We start from the raw sequence: 21,529 nt of genomic DNA, 5'->3' as shown, positions 1-21,529 counted from the left end.
TCCTGTCAGGGCCGGTGGCTGAAGCGGTTAAGCCAGGCATCGTAGCAGCTGCCGAGGGACGCGCCAGAACAATCCTTGGTGTGATTCAGAATGCTCCTAAATCCGGGAGCGGTAGTCGTTGATAGCGTCATCGCCTGGCCTGACAGCCACCACGTCGACCATCAGGCCGGCTGTTTTCACCGATCGCTACCTGAGGTGATGAATGCTTTCTTCCTCCCGTCTGGGCGACAAACATGTCTGCCCGCTTCCCGGTCATGGCACCACCCCGATTGCCTCCGCTTCCGCCGATATCAGCATCAACTCCATGGGCGCCGCCCGCGTGGGCGACACCTGCGGTTGCGGCGCAGTCATTACCACGGGCTTTCCTTCCATTCTTCTGAATGGCCGCCCCATGGCTCACTTGGGCAGCCCCACCAGCCATGGCGGAACGATCATCACTGGGTCGAACGATACCTTTGGCGGCTTTGTCTTCGGGCCGGCTCCCGATGCGGCCATCATCAACTTCGCCATGCTAGAGGTGTTTCGTCCGGATGGCTCGGTGGATGATCAAAAGATGGCGACCTTGTTAGCTGACCCGAACCTGATCGCGAAGGCAACCGCTGCCAGGGCCTTGGTTGATCCAGGCGCGGCCCCCAAACAATCAGCTCAAACAGCAGCGCCTGCCGTTTGCAACGACCCCGATATGATGGAAGATCTGGCGACTTATATTGCTGGCGAGATGAATGCCAATATCAAGCATCCGTCAGTTCTGCTTATGAAAGCCCTGAACAGTTTTGACCCGGTAGAGGAAACAAGAAAGTACGCAGCCCAGCCTTTTTACCTGCGATTCGGTCAAGGCCCAGATTTCTACAACTTGGCGCTTGGAAAAAAGGCCAAGGCTTTTGCTATCTGGACTGAGCGAGTGGGGCAGGACCGGCCTTGGGATCACAAGCCGATGCTGTTGAAGCTTTTCGGTGGAAAGCCTAGACACAAACAAGGGGCCTACGATTATTTCTATGATATTTGGTCGAACATCCATTACGGATATGTAGGCAGTGCCGGGGGGCTTTCTGAGAATGCTCTCTTGGATGGTGCTGGTGCCGAGCAGATCATCTCGGACTCGGTGCGAAAGGCTAAGGAGTTGATGACAGAGCCTTCCAACCAAAGACGATTCCCCGGGCCGCATCGCTCAGCAGATATTGACGGGCTGCGGGCATGGGACGATGCTCCGGACCGTATTTCGATTGGCATTGGCATGAAGCTTTACCAGCAAAATCCCAGCGGGGGCATTACAGCAAAAATGATCATGGACGAAGTACTTGCAGTTACGCCGGAAGAATGGGGGGATGCTGCAAGTGAGCACAAATGTGAAACCCATTAGATACGGGCGAATCTTCGCTGTTCTCCTTCTCCTGTTACTCGCTCCGTTGGTGTTCTGGTATGTCGCAACCCCAACCGTGATTGTCTACTACCCCAAGGAAGCGAAGGAAAAGCTTGGGAGTGTCTGGAATACACAGCACAGGATATACAGGGGCGGGCGCGGCGGTTTGTACCCTGGGGAGGTTACGTTGGATTTTGGCCACATATTCCCCAATGAGGACTTCTTTATGGAGTTTTACTGGTGGGGGGAAAAGGTCCGTAATCATTGCGTCAATATCACCCCCAAGTGGCCCACCACTCGTATCTACCTTGATGTGAGCGGCAATATTGATACCCGTCCAGGGAGTGGCACGGATACAGATCGTTTGAAGCAATGCATCACAGACACTGCGAAGCCTTGACCTCCTAAACATTCATCCCACCCGCCATCCGCTTCTCCCTCCCTATGCTTAGCTCTCAAGATCCCTCCGCTCTCGCGGCGAGCGGAGGGGCATGTCTCAGAGTGGAACAGTTGTCGCGAAATTAAACGCGATGGGCCAGCGACAGCCTGGGGAATGTACCGTGTGCCTCCAGCAAGCCCTTGATAAAAAACATCATTTATAAGCTGGCACGCTCCGTGTATTGCTCACCTCAGACGTTTCTCTTGCCTCCGTGCCCGGCGCCACCGGCCATGGCAGAAACCATAAAAACGACACACAACAATAAAAAAGCTCCGTGGAGGTCCGACCTTGATCAAGAGAACACTCCGAGCAGATATGTCCAGCGGCCTGCTGGCGCTGGCGGTCTGCGCCGCCTTGCATTCCCCTCCCAGCCTTGCGGCGCGCGATGCCCAGGCCATCCTCAAGGAAACCTGCCAGGGCTGTCACACCCCGGAAGCAGGTAATGCCTTGAGCCGCATCAGCCACCAGCGCAAGACCCCGGAAGGCTGGCTGATGAGCATCGCCCGCATGCAGGTCATGCATGGCCTGCAGATCAGCGATGACGATCGCCGCACTCTGGTCAAATACCTGGCCGACACCCAGGGCCTGGCGCCGAGTGAAACCGACGGCGTGCGTTATGCCCTGGAGCGGCGCCTGAACACCGTGGAGAAGTTCGACGAACCAACCAGCCAGATGTGCGGCCGCTGCCACTCCGGCGCGCGGGTCGCCCTGCAACGGCGTCCGGCCCAGGAGTGGGAACGCCTGGTCAACTTCCACCTTGGCCAATGGCCGTCCCTGGAATACCAGGCGCTGTCTCGTGATCGAGACTGGTTCGACCTGGCGCGCAAGGAGATGGTGCCGCTGCTGGCCAAGCGTTATCCGCTGGACAACCCGGCCTGGGCAAAATGGTTGAGCACTGCGCCCAAGGCCGAGACTCTGGCGGGCGACTGGAGCTTCAGCGGCCACCTGCCGGGCAAGGGCGAACTGGCCGGGGTGATGAGCGTCAGCCCCGAGGGCAATGACAGCTTCAAGGTCAGCGTCAAAGGCCAGTACGCCGACGGCAGTCCGTTCAACGGCGAGGGCAGCGCGATTCTCTACAGCGGCTACGAATGGCGCGGCAATGTCAGCATCGATGGCGTGAGCATGCGCCAGGTGTTCGCCGCCCAAGGCAATGCATTGCAGGGCCGGATGTTCGAGGCCGAGCACGACGAACGCGGCCTGGACTTTATCGCCGCCAAGCAGGGCAGCAGTCGTTTGCTGGCGGTGCAACCGGGTTACCTGAAGGCTGGCGGTGAAACCGAAGTCACCCTGATCGGCAGCGGCCTCACCGGCAAGCCGAGCTTTGGCAAAGGCGTGGAAGTGGTCGAAGTCATCGAGCAGAGCCCGCAGCGGATCAAGCTCAAGCTCAAGGCGGCCGCCAATGCCCAACCGGGCTTGCGCAATGTCACCCTCGGTACGCTGAAAGGCCCGACGCTGTCGGTCTACAGCACAATCGCCGAAGTCAAGGTCGTGCCTGAGTTCTCGGTGGCGCGGATCGGCGAGGGCGGTGGCTCGACGCCCAAGGTCCAGGGCCGCTTCGATGCCGAAGCCTGGGGCAAGGGCGCCGATGGCAAGCCGTATCGCATCGGTGTGTTCCCGGCGCAGTGGAAGGTCGAAGCCTTCGACGAGCGCGCCAAGGAAGACGAAGACGTCAAGTTTGCCGGCACCATGCAGGCCGACAGCGGCGTGTTCATTCCCGGCGATGCCGGGCCGAACCCGCAACGCAAGATGTCCACCAACAACGCCGGCAACCTCAAGGTGATCGCCGCCGTCGACGACGCAGGGAAATCCCTGACCGGCGCAGGCCACCTGATCGTCACCGTGCAACGCTGGAACAATCCACCCATTCCCTAAGGCGCGGTCCGTGACCTGAGACACCCTTTCGGAATGACCGCAGGCCCCCGTGAAAAGAGGGCCGGCACAGGAGGTTTGCAATGGGCGCTATCTTGAATCTGGTCGAACGCAACCTGCACGAAGTGCAGGTCGATGCCGACCGCATGCTGTTCCATATCCCCAGCAGTTCGCTGTTCGCCAGCGACGAGTTGACCGGCACCATCATCGACACCTTGCGCGGCCCCGGCTGCACCCCGGAGGACCTGGTCCAGCGCCTTGGCGCACGGTTCAATGGCGAGGAAATCAACGAGACCCTGCGCGAGCTGATCGCCCTGGAACTGGTCAGCGACGGCTCGCCATTGACCCCGGAGATCGCTGTCAAGCGGGTCGAGCGCACGGCGATCAACACTGTGGTGCTCAACGTCAACACCGGCTGCAACCTGAGTTGTACCTACTGCTACAAGGAAGACCTGGACAAGCCCTCGGCGGGCAAGAAGATGGACGTCGAGACGGCCATCGCCTCGGTGGAAATGCTGCTCAGGGAATCCCCCGATGAACAGCGTTTCACCGTGGTGTTCTTTGGTGGCGAGCCGCTGAGCAACCGCAAGCTGATCGAATACATGGTCGACTATTGCGAGAAGCGTTTTCGCGAGGCGGGCAAGTTCGTCGAGTTCGTCATGACCACCAACGCCACCTTGCTCACCGAAGAGACGGTGGACTACCTCAATGCCCACCGCTTCGGTTTGTCGGTGAGCATCGACGGGCCCAAGACCGTGCACGACCGCAACCGCATCACCGTGGGCGGGCAGGGCACCTATGACGTGGTGCGGCGCAAGGCGCAGATGCTGCTGGCCCGCTACGACAGCCGCCCAGTCGGCGCGCGGGTGACCCTGACCACCGGTGTCACCGATGTGGAAACCATCTGGGACCACCTGTTCAACGAACTGGGGTTCGCCGAGGTCGGGTTTGCCCCGGTGACCTCGGGCGATATCAGCAGCTTCAACCTCACCGGCGAAGAACTGATTGAGGTCTTCGCCAGCATGAAGCGCCTGGGCCGGCGTTACCTGGAGGCGGCCCTGGAGCATCGCAATATCGGTTTTTCCAACCTGCACCAGTTGATCACCGATATCCACGAAGGCCACAAGAAGGCGCTGCCCTGTGGCGCTGGGCTGAAGATGCTGGCGGTGGACCACAAGGGCGAGCTGAACCTGTGCCACCGCTTTACCGGCTCATCGCTGCCGACCTTCGGCAACGTGCGCGACGGCGGGGTGAAGCAGATGGAGCTCAACGACTTCCTGTCCCAGCGCCTGGACCGCAGCAACACCGGCTGCGACAGCTGCCGCATCCGCAACCTGTGTTCCGGCGGCTGCTACCACGAGAGCTACGCCCGCTACGGCGACCCGGCGCACCCGACTTATCACTATTGCGAACTGATGCGTGACTGGGTGGATTTCGGCATCGAGGTCTACAGCCGGATCATGGCCCACAACCCTGCGTTCATCAGCAGTTACATCACTCCGCGCAAGGCTCACTGACATGAAACATCTCAAGCCGATCAATAACAAAGCCCAGAAGCTGGAACAGGCCGCTGACGAGAACCGTATCGAAGAGGTGGTCGCCATGAGTTCGGTGGCCGGTTGTGCCTCGACCACCGACCCGGGCTGGGAAATCGATGCCTTCGGTGGCGTGTCGTCCTTGTGCCAGCCGATGGAGGCCGACCTCTACGGTTGCTCCGACCCCTGCTGGTGGCCGGCCCAGGTGCCGGACATGATGAGCACCTACCCCGACTGGAACAAGGACGCCCAGGCCTCCAACGAGAACTGGCGCAACCTCGGCACCGTGTTCCCTAAAGACAAGTAATCGGTCAGTAGAAGGATTCCAGCATGCGCTTGATCAATGCCTGCGGCCTGGCCGCTTCCGCCGTCCTGGGGGCCTGTTCCCTCAGCGCCCTGGCCGACGACAACACCGACAACAAGGCCCTCAACGCCGGCCATGAATACATGGTCACCACCAACTACCCGAACAACCTGCACGTGATCGACCTGGCCAGCGACACGCTGTACAAGACCTGCAAGATGCCCGACGCCTTCGGCCCCGGCACCGTGCAGTTGGCGCCGGACCGCAAGGTCGCCTACGTGCTGAACAACCACTACGCCGATGTCTACGGGGTCGAGCTGGACAGCTGCAAGCAGGTGTTCCACGCCAGCATCACCCAGCAACCGGGGGAAAAGGCCCGCTCGATGTTCGCCTTCACCGTTAGCCATGACGGCAAGGAGCTGTACACCGTGGCCAACCCGACGCTGATGCTCAACGACCGTTATGAGGTCAAGCCACCGCGGCTGGATGTCTATGCCACCGACGCCGGGCTCAAGGCCAAGCCGGTGCGCAGCTTCCCGGCGCCGCGGCAGCTGACCATCATGCAGAGCGGTAACGACGGCTCGCTGTATGTGGCCGGGGCGGATGTGTACAAGGTCGATGTCAAGACCGGCAAGTTCGACGTGCTGATCCCCAGCCGCCACTGGAAGCGCCCGAACTACAGTGCGCCGGACGTGCTCTACGTGTGGAACCAGCAGACCTACCGCCATGATTTCTCGCTGCTCTACACCGCCGCCAAGTTCAAGGACAAGAAACAGGACCCGGCCACCGCCGAGTACCTGTACGGCCTGTTCAGCATCGACCTGAAAACCGGCAAGAGCGAAACCACCGACTTCGGTCCGCTGACGGAGATCTACTTCAGCGGCATGCGTTCGCCGAAGGACCCGAACCTGATGTTCGGCGTGCTCAACCGCCTGGCCAAGTACGACATCAAGCAGAAAAAACTGCTCCAGGCCGCCACCCTGGAACATTCCTACTACTGCATTTCGTTCAACAAGGCGGGCAGCAAGATCTACCTGGCCGGGACCTTCAACGACGTGGCGATCTTCGATGCCGACAGTCTCAAGCAGATCGGCAGCATCAAGCTGCCGGGCGGGGACATGGCGATCACCACGGCCCAGGTGTTCGTGCGCTAGGCGTTGCTACCGCTATCGCGAGCAAGCTCGCTCCTACAGGGAACCGCATTCCTCTTGTAGGAGCGAAGCTTGCTCGCGAAAAACCTCAAGATCCCCGCGATTTCAATTCCCCGGCACCGGGCAGCTCAGGTCGCCTTCCTGGCACTTGAGGTAGGTCTTGAACGCCTCGACCCGCGCCTTGGTCAGGTCGGTGGTGCAGTTGCTGTAGATCAACGGATAGACGCTGCCACCGGCGACGCCCGAGGCGGCGAACCCGCACTCCGCATCCCGAAAGGCCACCCAGGCGCGCTGGGCGCTGACCAGCAGCTTCTTGCCGTCCGGGTTGTCCTTCAGGCGCTGGGTGATGCGCTGGTAAAGCGTATTCAGCTCCTTGTCCGCCGCTTGGTGCTGCTGGGCGGCGCACTGGTTCATGGCGGTCTGGGTGGTGGCGTTGGCACAGTCGGCGGCCTGCGCCAGCGGGGTGAGCAGAAGCGGCAGCAGAGCCAGGAGCAAGCGTGGGTTCATGGGGATTCTCGCAATGGGCAATTAAGGGGGCATCAAGGACGTTTGCGGGCCGCCGGGTTCCGGCTGGCGACGGGTCGTTGGCCTGCATCCTAGCCCCGGTGACGACCGCATGTCCGTCTTTGCGGAAAAATGCAACTTAAAGGTTGCTCTTCTGCGAGAGCAAGCTAGGGTTTGATCACTGGAGGTGACCCATGAACTCATCAGATCGCATCGAAAGAAAGATCCTGCTCAAGGCAACCCGTTCCCGTGTCTGGGCCGCACTGGCCGATGCCGAGGCCTTCGGCAGCTGGTTCGGCGTGGCGCTCGCGGGCCAGCGTTTTGTCGTCGGGCAACGCACCCGGGGGCAGATTACCTATCCCGGGTATGAACACCTGGTCTGGGATGTGCTGGTGGAGCGGCTGGAGCCCGAGCACCTGTTCGCCTTCAGCTGGCACCCGTACGCGGTGGAGCCTGAAGTCGACTATTCCGCCGAGCCCAGCACCCTGGTGCAATTCGAACTCGAAGACCTGGACGGCGGCACCTTGCTGCGGGTGGTCGAGTCGGGGTTCGACGGCATTCCGCCCGAGCGGCGGCTCAAGGCGTTTCGCATGAACAGCCGCGGCTGGGACGAGCAGATGAGCAATATCGAGAACTACCTTGGCCCCTGACACCCTATCCACATCCCTGTTGTCGGTGGCGGCATCGCTGGACGGCTCGGCCATGATCTTCGCGGCACTGGGCGACGAGACCCGCCTGCGGCTCGTCGCCATCCTGTGTGGCGGCGGCGCCCTGTCGATCACCCAATTGACCCTCGGCACCGACATCAGCCGCCAGGCGGTGACCAAGCATCTGCAGGTGCTGGCGCAGGCCGGGCTGGTGCGCGACGCCAAACTGGGGCGCGAGCGCCTGTGGGCATTCGAGCCGGGCCGGCTGGCCGAAGCCCGGCGCTCGCTGGAGGTGATCAGCCAGCAGTGGGATCATGCCCTGGGTCAATTGCAGGCCTTTGTCGAGTCATAACGGAAATCATCACGGATGTTCGAGTTTTACCTGAAACGTTGGAACCTGCAGGTCGATGGCGCGCCCATCGTTACGCCGGGCAGCCACCTGTTGCCGGTGCGCCTGGACGACGCGCCGGCGATGCTGAAGATCGCCCTCGACGACGAGGAAAAATACGGCAACCGCCTGATGGTCTGGTGGGCCGGGGAGGGCGCCGCCCGGGTCTACGCGCACCACGGCGATGCCTTGTTGATGGAGCGGGCCATGGGGCGGCGCTCGCTGATGCAGATGGCCCTGGCCGGCGAAGACGACGAGGTCAGCCGGATCGTTTGCGCCAGCCTGGCCCGCCTGCATGCGCCACGCTCGACGCCCTTGCCGCCGTTGTTGACCCTGTCGGAATGGTTCAAGGCCCTGCGCTCGGCCGCTCGACGCGAGGGCGGGATTTTCCTGCGCTGCCTGGCCACCGCCGATGAACTGCTGGCGGCCCCTCGGGAACAGGTGGTGCTGCACGGCGATATCCATCACGACAATGTGCTGGACTTCGAGGAGCGCGGCTGGCTGGCGATCGATCCCAAGCGGGTCATGGGCGAGCGCGGCTTCGATTTCGCCAACCTGATCTGCAACCCGGACCTGCCGACCAGCGGCGATCCGCAGCGCTTCACCCGCCAGGTCGAGGTCATCGCCCAGGCCGCGGGGCTGGAGCGCAAGCGCCTGCTGCAATGGGTGCTGGCCTATACAGGGCTGTCCGCCGCCTGGTTCCTGGAGGATGGCGACGTACCCAGCGCGGAGCACGAACTGCAGGTGGCGGAGTTGGCCATCCAGGCCCTGGAAGGCGCGGCCTAGGGGTTTTGGTAAGTCGGCTTATGGCGAAAGGCTTACATGCACTGCCAGCTTTCTCGTCTGTTGCCGATTGGGCGACAGGCTTAATCTTCATTCACCAACTGCAGCGCAGGACGCGCTCAGGGTCATGGATGACCGACCATGTGCAAGGATGCAGCGACAGGATGTCGTAATGGTCTTGAAAAAAACCCGCTTCGGCGGGTTTTTTTTCGCCTGTGGAAAAGCTAGAGGTGACGGATCTCCTCCGGCACGTGCCCCCAGTTGTCATGGCGACCGTCGGCGTAGTACACCGGGGCCGCAAGCAGCTCCTGCAGGTCGATGTCGTCCAGGGTCATCACCTGCACCGCGACATAGTCGCCACCGATTTCCTGCACATGACCGCGCCCGAAGGGGCGCACGCCGCAATGCTTGCAGAACAGATGATGGGTATTGCCGCTGTTGAACCGATAGTCGCTCAGCGCCTGTTCGCCGCTGAGCAGGCGAAAGGCCTTGGGAGCGATGATCGCGTTCCAGTTGCGGGTCTTGCTGCAGATCGAGCAATTGCACTTGTTGGTGCCCTGGCTCAAGTCGATCTCGGCTTCATAGCGCACGGCACCGCAATGACAGCTGCCGGTGTAAGTCTTGTGCATTGCAAGGCTCCTGAGGGAAGGCTAGGCCAGAGTGTAGAAGCTGGCGGAACACTCTGTCGGCTTGGCGGGAATGTACGCCAGTGCGGAAAAGGCCGAAGACCGCAGCCGGGGAAGCCGAGTTTCGCGTCAAGATCCCGGACGACGAGTCCGATGCAGGTGATCGACTACATCTTGCAGGCCAGTGAGCAAGCAGTCCCGGCCTGACGTCGGTTTATCGAAGATGCGGCCAGGGCTCGGCTGGCCGATAAGGTTGCCCTGGTCCGCATCTTTCTTCCCCTCAGCGTGCGCAGGTCTCAGGCCTGTTGCCACTGCGCCACGACCCTGTGGACTATCTCGCCGCGCTGCTTGATGGAATTGGCCGCGAGCCGCTGGGCTTCCTCCACCACCGCTTTGGGCGCTGTCCGTGGGCTACCGGCCGCGAAAGGCGGAGCCGGGGCGTACTCCAGTTGCAACTGCACCCGCTGCGCCGTCGCCTCGCCGAACAGTTCGCCGGCCAGGGTCAGGGCAAAATCGATCCCGGCGGTAATCCCGCCACCGCTCAACAAATTACCGTCGCGCACCACGCGCTCCTGCACCGCAATCGCCCCCAGCGCCTCCAGCAGGTGGTGGTAGGCCCAATGGGTGGTGGCGCGCTTGCCACGCAGCAGCCCGGCGGCGCCGAGCACCAGGGAACCGGTGCACACCGAGGTGACGTAACGCGCCTGTGCCGCCTGCTGGCGGATGAAGTCGAGGGTCTGCGGGTCTTCCATCAAGGGCCCGACACCGGCGCCGCCGGGGATGCAGATCACGTCCAGCGGCGGGCAATCGGCGAAGCTGGTGGTCGCCTGTAGTACCAGGCCGGTGCTGGCGGTGACCGGCCCGCGCGCCTTCCAGGCCAGATGCACCTGCACGTCCGGCAGCGACGCGAGCACATCGTAGGGGCCGGTCAGGTCGAGTTGCTGGACGTTGGGGAACAACAGGAAACCGATCTGCAGCGTCATGGGGTATCTCCCTGGAGAAGTTCGAAGCTATCCGCTCTCATGCGGCTGGACGGTTCGACTCTAGCGTCCTAGGCTTTGGCGAATACGCCAACCTACCCACGATTTACGCCAACCATGCCCCAGACCGCCAGAACCGTCCATGTACTGACCTTCGCCAACGCCCAGGTGCTCGACGTCACGGGCCCGCTGCAGGTGTTTGCTTCGGCCAACGACCTGGCGCGGCATAAAGGCTTGCCGCTGCCCTACGCGGTGAACGTGATCGCCACGGGCGACGGGCCGGTGACCACCTCGGCCGGGCTGGCGTTGCTGGCCGAACCCTTGCCGGCGCCGGGCACTCCCTGCGACACCCTGATCATCGCCGGCGGCTGGGGCGTGTACGCCGCGGCCGAAGACCCGGCGCTGGTGGCCTGGGTCCGCCAGCAGGCAGCGCTGGCACGGCGGGTGGCGTCGGTGTGCACCGGGGCTTTTTTGCTGGCCGCCAGCGGTTGGCTCGACGGGCGCCGGGTGGTCACCCACTGGACCCGCTGCGAGCAACTGGCGCGGCAATACCCGCGCTTGCGTGTGGAGGCCAACCCGATCTTCATCAACGAGGGGCCGGTCTGGACCTCGGCCGGCGTCACCGCCGGGATCGACCTGGCCCTGGCATTGGTCGAGGCAGACCTGGGGCACGCCATGGCACTGGACGTGGCCCGGCAACTGGTGGTGTTCCTCAAGCGCCCGGGCGGCCAGTCGCAATTCAGCGCGACCCTGGCCCTGCAAAAACAGGGCAGTCGTTTCGACGACCTGCACGCCTGGATCGCCGAAAACCTCGGTCGCGACCTGAACCTCCCGACCCTGGCCGAACAGGCCGGCATGAGCGAACGCAGCTTTGTCCGCCACTACCGCGCCGACACCGGCCAGACCCCGGCCCGGGCCATCGAACAGATCCGCGTGGAAAGCGCCCGGCGCCTGCTCGGCGACAGCTGCGTACCGATCAAGCGTATCGCCGTGCAGTGCGGCTTCGGCAGCGAAGAAACCCTGCGCCGCAGCTTCCTGCGGCTCGTGGGCGTGACGCCGCAGGCGTATCGGGAGCGGTTTTCTCCGGAAGAGGAGTCAGGCCTCCAGTAGTTCCAGCAACGCCTGCAAGGTGGCGTGCGGCGCTTCCTGCGGCACGTTGTGGCCGACCCCGGGCAAGATCCGGCGCTGGTAAGGGCCGGTGAACAGGCCGATGTCTTCATCCTCTTCGCTGGCCGGGCCGACCCCGTCATTGCCGCCGCACAGCGCGATGGTCGGTACGCGGATCGGCGGTTGCTGCGCCAGGGCCTGCTCGATGTGTTCCAGGCTCGGGTCGCCCGGGGCGTACATGAAGCGATGCCGGTAGGAGTGGATTACCACCTCGACGAAGTCCGGGTTGTCGAACGACGGTGCGCTCAGATCGTAGAGTTCGCGGCCGCGATCCCAGGTCGGCGACCAGAGTTGCCACAGCAGTTCGCACAGTTCGCGGCGGTTGGCGGTCAGGCCGTCCACCCCGCGCTGGGTGTGGAAATAATACTGATACCAGAGCCGGTGCTCGGTCTCGGGCGGCCGCGGCTGGGTCGAGCGGGCAATGTCCTGGATGTTGTAGCCGTCGGCGCTCATCAGGCAACGCACCCGTTCCGGCCACAGGGCCGCGACGATGCAGGCAGCGCGACCGCCCCAGTCGAAACCGGCGAGGGCGGCCTGGGGGATCTCCAGGGCATCCATCAGGTCCAGCAGGTCCTGGGCCAGCGCCGCCTGTTGCCCGGAACGCGGGATGTCCGGGCTGACGAAACGGGTCGGCCCATAGCCGCGCAGGTACGGCACTATCACCCGGTAACCGCGCGCCGCCAGCTCGGGGGCGATCTCGTCGTAGCCGCGAGGGTCGTAGGGAAAGCCGTGCAGCAGGATCACCGGCGCGCCGTCGGCGGGGCCGTGGTGTTCGTAGGCGATATGCAGGCGAGGTGTCTGGATGTACTGGACAGAGAGCGAGCTGTTCATGGACGGACCCGGCGACAGGGAAAGCAGCAACCTTAGCTCAATCTGCGTGCCTGGCCAGTGTCGTGCCAAGGCTTCATTCGTGGGCTTTGCCCTGACGGCATGCCGCGCTGACGATTGCTTCACACCTCAGTCAGGGGCTACAGCAAGGTGAGCTCGGCACTGGTAGTGAGGTGCTTGAAATGGTGCTGCCACAACCGCACACCGAGCTGGCCGCTGCGGTCCAGCGACGAGCCCACCGTCAGGTCGGTGATCAGGGTCGGTTGCAGACCGGCGTCGAACAGGGCGAAGCCGGCGGCGAGCACGCAGGTGTCGGTCTGGATGCCACAGACCAGCACGCGTTCGGGGGCCAGGCTGCGCAGGTAGGCGATGGTTTCCGGCGTTGGGGCGTAACCGTGCTTGATAAAGATACGGTCGGCGGCGACCAGGCTGTGGTCATCGGCGGCGGGTTGCCAGCCGAGCTGGCGGGCGAAGGGGGTTTGGCTTTCGTCATGGCGCTCGACGGTGGCCACCGAGGGCAGTTGGCCGAGCAGGGCGTTGATGCCGCTCACCAGCCACTCCGGCGGGTTGAACGAGGGTTGCACATCGATGATCAGCAGTACCTGGCGCATGGCAGTCCTTGAGGGGGCCGGGCGGCCTATTCTGCCCGCAAACCGCCGTTGCCGCGAACGGCTTGTCTTCTGTAGGAGCGAGGCTTGCCCGCGATGACCGATGATGCGATGCACCAGACATTCCGCGTCGTCTCTATCGCGGGCAAGCCTCGCTCCTACGGGGGTAAGCTCAGCGCACCCGCAAGCCCTGCAACAGCACCTCCAGGCCAACCAGCGCCTGCTGCAATCGTTGCCCCGGATGCTCGTCCCGGGCGATCCACAGCGAGGCGTCGAGCAGGCTGCCATTGATCAGGCGCGCCAAGGCTTCGCTGGGGGCCTTGACCACCAGGCCGGCCTGCATCAATTCATCCAGCAGGCCGCTCAAGGACAGTACGCACTGCTCCTCGCTGGCCTCGGTCAGGTCCCCCAGTACCGAGCGCGCATCCTGCAGGACGATGCGCTGGATCTCCGCTTCCTGGGCCATTTCCAGGTAGGTGCGGCAGCGCTGGACGAAGGCGCCCCAGAGGTCGTCGGTGCCGCGCGAGATCGCCTCCAGGCGCTGGTCCATTTCCGCGTCGAGCTGTTCCACCACCGCTGCCAGCAGGCCTTTCTTGTCGCCGAAATGGTGGTACAAGGCACCTCGGGTCAGGCCCGCCTCGGCCGTCAGCTCGTCCATCGAGGTGTTGGCATAACCCAGGCTGCCAAAGGCCTGGCGGGCACTGGCGATGAGTTTGCTGCGGGTTTCTTCGATCATCTCGGCGCGTTGACGCGGGCTCATGGCGGGCACTCACACAGCTGACAGGTGGATTGACATACGCCGCGTATGTTCTCATGCTTTCTCACATACGCGCCGTATGTATTTTTGCCTTGCGGTGCATTTCTGGCAAGCCTCAAACAAGGTGTAATGACGATGGCAAACCCTTACCGCGAACTGTTCAAGGCCCCCGGCAGTCGCGCTTTCGTGGTGGCGGGGATGATTGCGCGGATGCCGATGTCGATGACCGGCATCGGCCTGATCACCATGCTGGCCCAGCTCAAGGGCGGTTACGCGCTGGCGGGCGCGGTGGCGGCGACCTTCGCCCTGGCCACGGCCTTCTGCGCGCCCCAGGTGTCGCGCATGGTCGACCGCTTCGGCCAGGGCCGGGTGCTGCCGATCGCCGCCGGCCTGGGTGGCGGGGCGCTGCTGGCGTTGTTGCTGTGCACCCGTTTGCAGGCGCCGCACTGGACGCTGTTCCTGTTCGCCGCCCTGGCCGGCTGCATGCCGAGCATACCGGCCATGATCCGCGCCCGCTGGACCGAGCTGTACCGCGGCCAGCCACAGTTGCAGACCGCCTATGCCTTGGAATCGGTGCTCGATGAGGTGTGCTTTATCCTCGGCCCGCCGCTGTCGGTGGGGCTGTGCGTGGCGGCCTTCCCCGAGGCCGGGCCGCTGGCGGCGCTGTTGCTGCTGGCGATCGGCGTCACCGCGCTGGTGGCGCAACGGGCGACCGAGCCACCGGTGCATCCCCATGAGGCCGAGCACGACGCGTCGATCATCCGTTCGCTGGAGTTGCAGTTGCTGGTGTTGCTGATGATTGCCATGGGCATGATCGTCGGCGTGGTGGACGTGGTCAGCGTGGCGTTCGCCCAGCAGCAGGGGCAACCCGCGGCGGCGAGCATCGTGCTGTCGGTGTACGCCATCGGTTCCTGCCTGGCGGGTATCGCCTTCGGTGCGCTGAAACTGAATATCCCGCTGCCGCGACTGTTCATGTACGGCGGCATCGCCACCGCCGTGACCACCCTGCCATTGCTGATGGCGAGCAATATCCTTGGCCTGTCCCTGGCTGTGTTCGTCTCCGGCCTGTTCTTCGCCCCGACCCTGATCGTCGCCATGGCCCTGGTCGAGAGCATAGTTCCACCGGCCAAGCTCACCGAGGGCCTGACCTGGCTGGTCACCGGGGTGAGCATCGGCGTGGCCATCGGCGCGGCCAGTTCCGGCTGGCTGGTGGATGCCTTTGGCGCGCGCAGCGGCTTCTGGGTGGCGCTGGCAGCGGGAGTGGTGGTGCTGGGGGCGGCGGTGCAGAGCTGTCGCCGGCTGACCCGTGGCCAGCCGGCGGTCGCCTGAGCCTTACCGGCCGCGCCCGGAGTCGATCCGGAAATTCACCGACTCCACTACGATCTCTGTTGTTTGCGCTTTGATCGGCCGCAGGGGGTGAAGGCTGGGGCGTGGTGGGGATCGTTCCCCACTAATTTGCCGGTCAGGTGGCACGTCCAGTCTTTACCATCATTTTTTTCAAGGGGAACACCGTGACCCAGCTGACGCTGTTGTGCCTGCCGTATTCCGGAGCCAGCGCCATGGTCTACAGCCGCTGGCGGCGCAAGCTGCCGCAATGGTTGCAGCTTTCGCCGGTGGAGCTGCCCGGGCGTGGCGCCCGTTATGCCGAGCCGCTGCACACCGACATGCGCGAGCTGGCGCGGCAACTGGCGGTGGAAATCCGCACCAGCCTGCGTACGCCCTATGCCTTGTTCGGCCATAGCCTGGGGGCGCTGCTGGCCTGCGAGCTGGCCCATGCCCTGCGGGCCCTGGGTTGTCCGGAGCCGGTGGCGCTGTTCGCTTCGGGGACCGCGGCGCCGACCCTGCGCACCGACTACGACCGGGGTTTTGCCGATCCCAAGACCGACGAACAGCTGATCGAACAGCTGCGCACCCTCAATGGCACCAGTGAAGAGGTGTTGGCCAACCAGGAGTTGATGAGCCTGACCCTGCCGATCCTGCGCGCCGACTTTCTCCTGTGTGGCCGTTTTCGCCCGCTGCAGCGCCCGTTGCTGAACTGCCCGGTGCATGTCCTGGGGGGCAAGGCCGACCGCGCCACCAGCGAACAGTTGATCGGCTGGAGGAAGGAGACCCAGGGCAGCTTCTCCGTGGACATGCTGGCGGGCGGGCACTTCTTCATTCACGAGCACGAAGCCAAGGTCCTGAGCCTGATCAAGGGCCACCTTGAGGTGCATCGTCGGCGTCACCTGCAACCCGAAGCCGCGGCTGCCCTGTAGCCACCGCCGCAAGATCGTCAAGCAAGGCCCTGCGGGCCTTATCGCAGCCTCGCGGGCTCGGCAGCGGCTACAGGGGCCGATGCCGGGGCGAGATCAACCTGTCAGCCCAGTGAGGTGCCCAGGCGCCAGTAACCCATCAGGGTCAGGTTGCGGCGTTCCTGGCCGCGCTCGTTGATCAGGTGGCGGCGGATGCTCATCACCGTGGCGGACTCGCCGGCCACCCAGGCATAGAAGCTGTTGTCGGCCGGCGTGGCGGTCTCCCAGGGCCGTTGTTCCTCGTCGCCTTCGCGCAGCTTGATCGGCCGCTGTGCCGTGCTGGGCGGCGGCAGCTCGGCCAGCTCCCGGGCGGCATGGATCAGGGTTTCGCCGTGCTGGGCGCCCAGCAGATCCCGCGGCAGCCAGTTGAGTCGGGTCTGGGGGTTGCAGCGCAAGTCGATGCAGTCGCTTTCGTGGGGCACTTCGATAAAGGCCTGCACGTCCGGGTAGTCCGGATATTCCTGCAGCTCCTCGAGAATCCCGGCAATGGCCGGCAGGGCGGTTTCATCGCCCATCAGCAGCACCTTGCGGATCCCCGCCGGCGGCATCCATTCATAACCGCCGGGGTCGCCGCTGTAGGCCTTGTTCGGGACCACCATCTGCAGGCGGTCGCCGGGCCGGGCGTGGGTGGCCCAGCTGGACGCGGGGCCGTTGACCCCGTGCAGCACGAAGTCCACATCCATTTCCGCCGGCAGCAGGCGCAGGGCGCGGATGGTGTAGGTGCGCATCGGCGGTTGCTGCTCGGCCGGCAGCTTGCGCCGGGCGGCGTGCCAGTCGCCTTCCACCGGCAGTTGCGGAACGCTGCCGTCGGCCCCGGGGAACAACAGCTTGATGCGCTGGTCCGGGGCCAGGGCGCGGGCCTGGGCGATCTCCTCGCCGGCGAACACCAGGCGCACCAGGGACGGGCTGAGGACGATGCGTTGCTTGAGCTCGACGTTGATCACCCGGTAGCCCTTGGGTCTGGGCCGGTCGATGCCCGTCAGTTTGCGCAAGCCTTGGGTGAGGATGTCGGTCAGCGATTGAGCGGAGGACATGGGCGGATACCTGTTGCAAGGGGGGATAAGCAAGGAACGAAGGGCGGCGGGTCCGATTTACCGTCGGCGCCGCTTGTCGGCGGGTCCCGGGCGGCCCCGGGGTTGGCGGCTGGCGTGGCGCGCGGGGTTAATTTTCCCGGGCCTTCATCCGTTCCGTAGGGATGACCGAGCCAATGCTCGATACCCCACAAGTAAGTACGGATGCCCCCCGATGAATGCCGAAGACTCCTTGAAGCTCGCCCGTAGATTCATTGAACTGCCGCTGGAAAAGCGCCGGCTGTTCTTGAAGGCTCTGGACAAGGAAGGCGTCGACTTCTCTCTGCTGCCTATTCCCGCGGGGGTCGCAGTGCCTGACCGCCAGGCGCTGTCCTACGCGCAGCAGCGCATGTGGTTTCTCTGGCAACTGGACCCCCAGAGCGCGGCCTACAACCTGCCCAACGCGGTACGCCTGAGCGGGCCGCTGGATCGGGCGATGCTGGCCCGGGCCTTCGACTGGCTGCTGGAGCGCCATGAAAGCCTGCGCACGGTGTTTCGCCTGGAGCAGGACGAGCCGCGGCAGGTGATCCTGGCGACCCAGGTGAACATCGATTACCAGGACCTGAGTGACCTCGACCCCGAGCAGCGCGAGGCCAGCGTACGGCAGCGGGCCGACGCCGAGGCGCGCCGGCCCTTCGATCTGCAACAGGGGCCGCTGTTGCGGGTCTGCGTGTTGGGGCTGGGGGAGCAGGAACACGTCATGCTGCTGACCCTGCACCACATCGTCGCCGACGGCTGGTCCATGGGCGTGCTGATCGAGGAGTTCCTGCAAGCCTACGACGCCCTGCTCCAGGGTGAGGCGCCGAGCGCGCCGGCCCTGCCGATCCAGTACCGCGACTACGCCCTGTGGCAGCGCAGCTGGCTGGAGGCGGGGGAGCAGGAGCGGCAGCTGGCGTACTGGCGGGCCAAGCTTGGGGACGAGCATCCGGTGCTCAGGCTGCCCACCGATCATCCGCGCCAGGCCCATTCCAGCCGCCAGGGGCGGCGCCTGGACTTCGAGCTGGCGCCACCTTTGGCCCAGCAACTGGGTGCCCTGGCGCGACAGCAGGGGGTGACCCTGTTCGCCGTGCTGCTGGCAGGTTTCAAGCTGCTGCTGGCGCGCTACAGCGGCCAGCAGGATATCCGCGTGGGCGTGCCGATCGCCAACCGCACGCGCCAGGAAGCCGAAGGGCTGATCGGCTTCTTCGTCAACACCCAGGTGCTGCGCAGCGAGTTGAGCCCGCACTTGACGGTGGAGCAACTGCTGGCGGATATCCGCGAGACCACCCTGGGGGCGCAGGCCCATCAGGAGCTGCCTTTCGAACGCTTGGTGGAGGCCCTGCAACTCGAGCGCAGCCTGAGCCACAGCCCGTTGTTCCAGGTGCTCTACAACCACCAGCCGCAGGTCACCGAGCTGACCACCCTGCGCAGCCGTTCCGGGCTTGAAGTGCAGGCCCTGGCGCGCAACGAGCGCACCGTGCAGTTCGACCTGACCCTGGATACTTTCGAGCGCGGTGGCCGGTTGCAGGCTGCCTTCACCTATGACTGCCAGCTGTTCGAGGAGCAGACCGTCGAGCGCATGGCCGGCCACTGGCAGAACCTGCTGTGGGCGATGGTGCGTGAGCCGCGGTCGGCGATCGCCGAATTGCCGCTGCTCAGCCCCGAGCAAAGCCAGGTCACCCTGGCCCAGGGGATTGGTGCGCCTGAGGCATTCGCCGCCGCTTCGGTGCTGGAGTTGTTCGCCGAGCAGGTGCGCCTGCGGCCCGAGGCGCCGGCCCTGGTGTTCGGCGAGCAGTGCCTGAGTTATCGCCAGCTGGATCAGCGCGCCGCGCGCCTGGCGGCGGCCCTGGTGCAGCGTGGCGTGGGCCCCGAGGTGCTGGTGGGCATCGCCGTGGAGCGCTCGCTGGAGATGGTGGTGGGCCTGCTGGCGGTGCTCAAGGCCGGTGGCGCCTACGTGCCCCTGGATGCCCAGTACCCCGAGCAGCGCTTGAGCTACATGCTGCAAGACAGCGGCGTTGCCCTGCTGCTGAGCGAGACCGCGGTGCAGGCGCGGCTGCCGCTGGCGGCCGGGGTCAGCGTGCTGTTGCTGGACCAGCCGGACAGCTGGGCGCCGGCCAGCGATTTGCAGGCTCCACTGCCGCAGGTCGAGGCCGGGCACCTGGCCTATTCGATCTACACCTCCGGTTCCACCGGGGCCGCCAAGGGCGTCACCATCACCCACGCGGCCCTGGCCAACTACGTGCAGGCGATCCTGGCGCGCCTGCCGCTGGGGGCCGCGCGCAACATGGCGGTGGTCTCCACCATTGCCGCCGACCTGGGGCATACCACGCTGTTTGGCGCCCTGTGCTCCGGCAGTTGCCTGCATGTGATCGACCTGGATACCGGCCTGGATGCCGAGGCCTTTTCGGCCTACCTGGATGCCCGGCAAATCGATGTGCTGAAGATCGTCCCTTCGCATTTGCAGGCGCTGATGACCGGCGCGGAGCCGGCCCGCGCCCTGCCAAGGCAGTGCCTGGTACTGGGCGGCGAAGCCTGCCCGGCGGCGCTGGTCAGGAAGGTCCGGGCCCTGGCGCCGCAGTGCGCGGTGTTCAACCACTACGGCCCGACGGAAACCACGGTCGGCGCCCTGACCATGGCTGCCGCTGACGTGGACCAGGCCCTGGCGGTGGTGCCCCTGGGCCAGCCGCTGGCCAACGTCCGCGCCCGGGTGCTGGATGCTTCGCTGCAGCCAGTGGCGCCCGGCACCCCGGCCGAGCTGTACCTGGGGGGCGCCGGCCTGGCGCGGGGCTATCACCGCCGGCCGGCATTGACCGCCGAGCGTTTTGTTCCCGACCCTTTCAGTGCCGACGGGCAGCGGCTGTACCGCACCGGTGACCTGGCGCGCTACCTCGATGGTGGGGTCATCGATTACCTGGGGCGCATCGACCATCAGGTGAAGATTCGCGGCTACCGCATCGAGCTGGGGGAAATCACCGCGGCGCTCAAGCAGTTGCCGCAGGTCGAGGACGCCGTGGCGCAGGTGGTCAGCGTGGCCGACGAGCCGCAAGTGGCGGCTTATGGGGTGCTGGCCAAGGCCAGCGCTCAGGAGCCGGAAGCGGCCTGGCAGGAGATTCGCCGGCAGTTGGCGGTGGCGCTGCCCGACTACATGCTGCCGATGCACTTCGTGGCCCTGGAAGGCATGCCGTTGACCGCCAACGGCAAGCTCGACCTGCGGGCCTTGCCACCGTTGCAGCCGCAGGCGCCGGTGGCGGTCTACGTTGCCCCGGCCAGCGAGTTGCAGCGGGGTATCGCGGCGATCTGGCAGGACGTGCTCAAGGTCGAGCGGGTGGGCCTGAGCGACAATTTCTTCGCCCTGGGCGGGCATTCGCTGCTGGCTACTCAGATCATTTCCCGGGTCCGCCGGCTGCTGGCGGCGGATGTGCCGCTGCGGGTGCTGTTCGAGACCGCGCGCCTGGATGAGTTCGTCGAGCAGGTGCAGGCTTGCGCCGGCGCCGGTTCGCTGTCGCTGATCGAGGCGGTAGGGCGCGACGAGCCATTGCCGGCTTCCCATGCCCAGCAGCGGCAATGGCTGTTCTGGCAGATGCATCCACAGAGCACCGCCTACCACACGCCGATCGTGGTCCGGCTCAAGGGTGTGCCGGACCGGCAGGCGTTGCAGCACAGCTTCGACGCCCTGGCGCTGCGCCATGAAGCCTTCCGTACCACCTTTACCCAGCACCGGGACAGCCTGTGCCAGGTGGTGCACCCCCAGGGTGAAATTACCCTGGCCTGGGAACGCCTGGCCCCGGGCCTGTCCCGCGAGGCGGTCGAGGCCAGGGCCCTGGAAGAAACCCAGGTGCTGTTCGACCTGGAGCACGGCCCCCTGTGCCGGGCCCGGGTGCTGCAGATCGCCGAGCAGGACTGCCTGCTGGTGGTGACCCTGCACCACATCATTTCCGATGGCGCCTCCATGAGTGTGCTGGCCCGGGAATTCGTCGCCCTCTACCGGGGGTTCATCCAGGGGCAGGCCCCGCAGTTCGATGAATTGAGCGTGCAGTACGCCGACTACGCCAGCTGGCACCGGGCCTGGCTCGAGCAGGGCGAGCAGCAGCGGCAGCTGGATTACTGGCGCGAGCAACTGGGGCTGGAGCACCCGGTGCTGGAGTTGCCGGTGGACCATCCGCGCCAGGCCCTGGTGAGCCATCGCCAGGAGCGCCTGGGTTTCCGTCTGCCGGTGGACCTGGAGCAGGGCTTGCGGCGCCTG

General features: G+C 64.9%; 20 protein-coding genes (1 of these 20 cut by a window edge). 13 read left to right on the top strand and 7 right to left on the bottom strand.

Annotated features, from left to right (window positions below; translation table 11 throughout):
- The first annotated feature begins 202 nt into the window (after positions 1 to 202).
- From J4D52_RS16470 to peaD, 6 genes are all read left to right on the top strand, one after another.
- Positions 203 to 1,360, top strand: a complete 1,158-nt coding sequence (locus J4D52_RS16470; RefSeq protein ID WP_102677113.1) for a polymorphic toxin type 44 domain-containing protein — start codon at positions 203 to 205, stop codon at positions 1,358 to 1,360.
- Positions 1,326 to 1,760, top strand: a complete 435-nt coding sequence (locus J4D52_RS30765) for a hypothetical protein (protein WP_063432420.1) — start codon at positions 1,326 to 1,328, stop codon at positions 1,758 to 1,760. The genes J4D52_RS16470 and J4D52_RS30765 overlap by 35 nt, the downstream gene beginning before the upstream one ends.
- A 330-nt stretch (positions 1,761 to 2,090) precedes the next feature.
- The gene (gene peaA / locus J4D52_RS16465) at positions 2,091 to 3,671 is read left to right on the top strand and encodes a quinohemoprotein amine dehydrogenase subunit alpha (RefSeq protein ID WP_102677127.1); all 1,581 of its coding nucleotides are present in this window, start codon (positions 2,091 to 2,093) and stop codon (positions 3,669 to 3,671) included.
- Between the two features lie 80 nt (positions 3,672 to 3,751).
- Entirely contained in the window at positions 3,752 to 5,185 is a 1,434-nt protein-coding gene (gene peaB, locus J4D52_RS16460) for a quinohemoprotein amine dehydrogenase maturation protein (protein ID WP_009050017.1), read from the top strand.
- Between the two features lies 1 nt (position 5,186).
- Positions 5,187 to 5,510 carry a quinohemoprotein amine dehydrogenase subunit gamma gene (gene qhpC, locus J4D52_RS16455; RefSeq protein ID WP_007921889.1) on the top strand — a complete coding sequence of 108 codons (324 nt, stop codon included), beginning with the start codon at positions 5,187 to 5,189 and terminating at the stop codon, positions 5,508 to 5,510.
- 23 nt (positions 5,511 to 5,533) lie between these two features.
- Positions 5,534 to 6,661: a quinohemoprotein amine dehydrogenase subunit beta gene (gene peaD, locus J4D52_RS16450; protein ID WP_102677112.1), complete on the top strand. Its 1,128-nt coding sequence runs from the start codon at positions 5,534 to 5,536 to the stop codon at positions 6,659 to 6,661.
- 102 nt (positions 6,662 to 6,763) lie between these two features.
- On the opposite strand, the gene J4D52_RS16445 is transcribed toward peaD, so the two are convergent.
- A complete protein-coding gene (locus tag J4D52_RS16445) occupies positions 6,764 to 7,165 on the bottom strand; it encodes a lysozyme inhibitor LprI family protein (protein WP_025807460.1) in 402 nt (133 codons plus the stop codon).
- A 191-nt stretch (positions 7,166 to 7,356) separates the two neighbouring features.
- Here J4D52_RS16445 and J4D52_RS16440 point away from each other — a divergent pair, with 191 nt between their 5' ends.
- The 3 genes from J4D52_RS16440 to J4D52_RS16430 are packed head-to-tail and all read left to right on the top strand — an operon-like array spanning position 7,357 to position 8,983.
- Positions 7,357 to 7,812, top strand: coding sequence for an SRPBCC family protein (locus tag J4D52_RS16440; protein WP_102677111.1), 456 nt, complete (start codon positions 7,357 to 7,359; stop codon positions 7,810 to 7,812).
- Positions 7,802 to 8,161, top strand: a complete 360-nt coding sequence (locus J4D52_RS16435) for a helix-turn-helix transcriptional regulator (RefSeq protein WP_102677110.1) — start codon at positions 7,802 to 7,804, stop codon at positions 8,159 to 8,161. The genes J4D52_RS16440 and J4D52_RS16435 overlap by 11 nt, the downstream gene beginning before the upstream one ends.
- A gap of 15 nt (positions 8,162 to 8,176) precedes the next feature.
- A complete protein-coding gene (locus tag J4D52_RS16430; protein WP_102677109.1) occupies positions 8,177 to 8,983 on the top strand; it encodes an aminoglycoside phosphotransferase family protein in 807 nt (268 codons plus the stop codon).
- A gap of 221 nt (positions 8,984 to 9,204) precedes the next feature.
- Here J4D52_RS16430 and J4D52_RS16425 read toward each other — a convergent pair whose 3' ends face one another.
- The gene (locus J4D52_RS16425) at positions 9,205 to 9,609 is read right to left on the bottom strand and encodes a GFA family protein (protein WP_102677108.1); all 405 of its coding nucleotides are present in this window, start codon (positions 9,607 to 9,609) and stop codon (positions 9,205 to 9,207) included.
- Positions 9,610 to 9,902: 293 nt separating this feature from the next.
- Positions 9,903 to 10,589: an isonitrile hydratase gene (gene inhA, locus J4D52_RS16420; RefSeq protein WP_102677107.1), complete on the bottom strand. Its 687-nt coding sequence runs from the start codon at positions 10,587 to 10,589 to the stop codon at positions 9,903 to 9,905.
- Between the two features lie 114 nt (positions 10,590 to 10,703).
- Here inhA and J4D52_RS16415 point away from each other — a divergent pair, with 114 nt between their 5' ends.
- A complete protein-coding gene (locus J4D52_RS16415; RefSeq protein ID WP_102677106.1) occupies positions 10,704 to 11,696 on the top strand; it encodes a GlxA family transcriptional regulator in 993 nt (330 codons plus the stop codon).
- On the opposite strand, the gene J4D52_RS16410 is transcribed toward J4D52_RS16415, so the two are convergent.
- From J4D52_RS16410 to J4D52_RS16400, 3 genes are all read right to left on the bottom strand, one after another.
- Complete coding sequence (locus J4D52_RS16410) at positions 11,682 to 12,584, bottom strand: alpha/beta fold hydrolase (protein WP_102677126.1); 903 nt, start codon at positions 12,582 to 12,584, stop codon at positions 11,682 to 11,684. The two genes, J4D52_RS16415 and J4D52_RS16410, sit on opposite strands and share 15 nt — an antisense overlap.
- A 137-nt stretch (positions 12,585 to 12,721) precedes the next feature.
- Entirely contained in the window at positions 12,722 to 13,192 is a 471-nt protein-coding gene (locus tag J4D52_RS16405; RefSeq protein ID WP_102677105.1) for a cysteine hydrolase family protein, read from the bottom strand.
- A 169-nt stretch (positions 13,193 to 13,361) separates the two neighbouring features.
- The gene (locus J4D52_RS16400) at positions 13,362 to 13,949 is read right to left on the bottom strand and encodes a TetR/AcrR family transcriptional regulator (protein WP_102677104.1); all 588 of its coding nucleotides are present in this window, start codon (positions 13,947 to 13,949) and stop codon (positions 13,362 to 13,364) included.
- Between the two features lie 132 nt (positions 13,950 to 14,081).
- On the opposite strand from J4D52_RS16400, the gene J4D52_RS16395 reads away from it, so the two are divergent.
- Both J4D52_RS16395 and J4D52_RS16390 read left to right on the top strand, forming a co-directional pair.
- Entirely contained in the window at positions 14,082 to 15,275 is a 1,194-nt protein-coding gene (locus J4D52_RS16395; protein WP_102677103.1) for an MFS transporter, read from the top strand.
- Between the two features lie 182 nt (positions 15,276 to 15,457).
- Complete coding sequence (locus J4D52_RS16390) at positions 15,458 to 16,201, top strand: thioesterase II family protein (protein ID WP_025807476.1); 744 nt, start codon at positions 15,458 to 15,460, stop codon at positions 16,199 to 16,201.
- 101 nt (positions 16,202 to 16,302) lie between these two features.
- Here J4D52_RS16390 and J4D52_RS16385 read toward each other — a convergent pair whose 3' ends face one another.
- Positions 16,303 to 17,271, bottom strand: coding sequence for a siderophore-interacting protein (locus J4D52_RS16385; protein ID WP_102677102.1), 969 nt, complete (start codon positions 17,269 to 17,271; stop codon positions 16,303 to 16,305).
- A gap of 211 nt (positions 17,272 to 17,482) precedes the next feature.
- On the opposite strand from J4D52_RS16385, the gene J4D52_RS16380 reads away from it, so the two are divergent.
- Positions 17,483 to 21,529, top strand: partial view of a non-ribosomal peptide synthetase gene (locus tag J4D52_RS16380; RefSeq protein ID WP_102677101.1) — the 5' portion only. It continues 7,113 nt past the right edge of the window; only the first 4,047 of its 11,160 coding nucleotides appear in the window; its start codon is at positions 17,483 to 17,485; the stop codon falls past the right edge of the window.

It is taken from the genome of Pseudomonas sp. GW460-12-10-14-TSB1 (assembly GCF_017349775.1).
Classification (GTDB): Bacteria; Pseudomonadota; Gammaproteobacteria; order Pseudomonadales; family Pseudomonadaceae; genus Aquipseudomonas; species Aquipseudomonas piscium.
The sequence above is the reverse complement of the archived record's forward strand: the minus strand, read 5'-3'. Positions and strand labels throughout refer to the sequence as shown.

Bases quoted from the DNA above. Each gene is read 5' to 3' on its own strand.
- peaB (WP_009050017.1), top strand. From the start codon at position 3,752: ATGGGCGCTATCTTGAATCTGGTCGAACGCAACCTGCACGAAGTGCAG.
- peaD (WP_102677112.1), top strand. From the start codon at position 5,534: ATGCGCTTGATCAATGCCTGCGGCCTGGCCGCTTCCGCCGTCCTGGGG.
- qhpC (WP_007921889.1), top strand. From the start codon at position 5,187: ATGAAACATCTCAAGCCGATCAATAACAAAGCCCAGAAGCTGGAACAG.
- inhA (WP_102677107.1), bottom strand. From the start codon at position 10,589: ATGACGCTGCAGATCGGTTTCCTGTTGTTCCCCAACGTCCAGCAACTC.
- J4D52_RS16430 (WP_102677109.1), top strand. From the start codon at position 8,177: ATGTTCGAGTTTTACCTGAAACGTTGGAACCTGCAGGTCGATGGCGCG.
- J4D52_RS16415 (WP_102677106.1), top strand. From the start codon at position 10,704: ATGCCCCAGACCGCCAGAACCGTCCATGTACTGACCTTCGCCAACGCC.
- J4D52_RS16405 (WP_102677105.1), bottom strand. From the start codon at position 13,192: ATGCGCCAGGTACTGCTGATCATCGATGTGCAACCCTCGTTCAACCCG.
- J4D52_RS16470 (WP_102677113.1), top strand. From the start codon at position 203: ATGCTTTCTTCCTCCCGTCTGGGCGACAAACATGTCTGCCCGCTTCCC.
- J4D52_RS30765 (WP_063432420.1), top strand. From the start codon at position 1,326: ATGCTGCAAGTGAGCACAAATGTGAAACCCATTAGATACGGGCGAATC.
- J4D52_RS16425 (WP_102677108.1), bottom strand. From the start codon at position 9,609: ATGCACAAGACTTACACCGGCAGCTGTCATTGCGGTGCCGTGCGCTAT.
- J4D52_RS16385 (WP_102677102.1), bottom strand. From the start codon at position 17,271: ATGTCCTCCGCTCAATCGCTGACCGACATCCTCACCCAAGGCTTGCGC.
- J4D52_RS16400 (WP_102677104.1), bottom strand. From the start codon at position 13,949: ATGAGCCCGCGTCAACGCGCCGAGATGATCGAAGAAACCCGCAGCAAA.
- J4D52_RS16445 (WP_025807460.1), bottom strand. From the start codon at position 7,165: ATGAACCCACGCTTGCTCCTGGCTCTGCTGCCGCTTCTGCTCACCCCG.
- J4D52_RS16410 (WP_102677126.1), bottom strand. From the start codon at position 12,584: ATGAACAGCTCGCTCTCTGTCCAGTACATCCAGACACCTCGCCTGCAT.
- J4D52_RS16440 (WP_102677111.1), top strand. From the start codon at position 7,357: ATGAACTCATCAGATCGCATCGAAAGAAAGATCCTGCTCAAGGCAACC.
- J4D52_RS16395 (WP_102677103.1), top strand. From the start codon at position 14,082: ATGGCAAACCCTTACCGCGAACTGTTCAAGGCCCCCGGCAGTCGCGCT.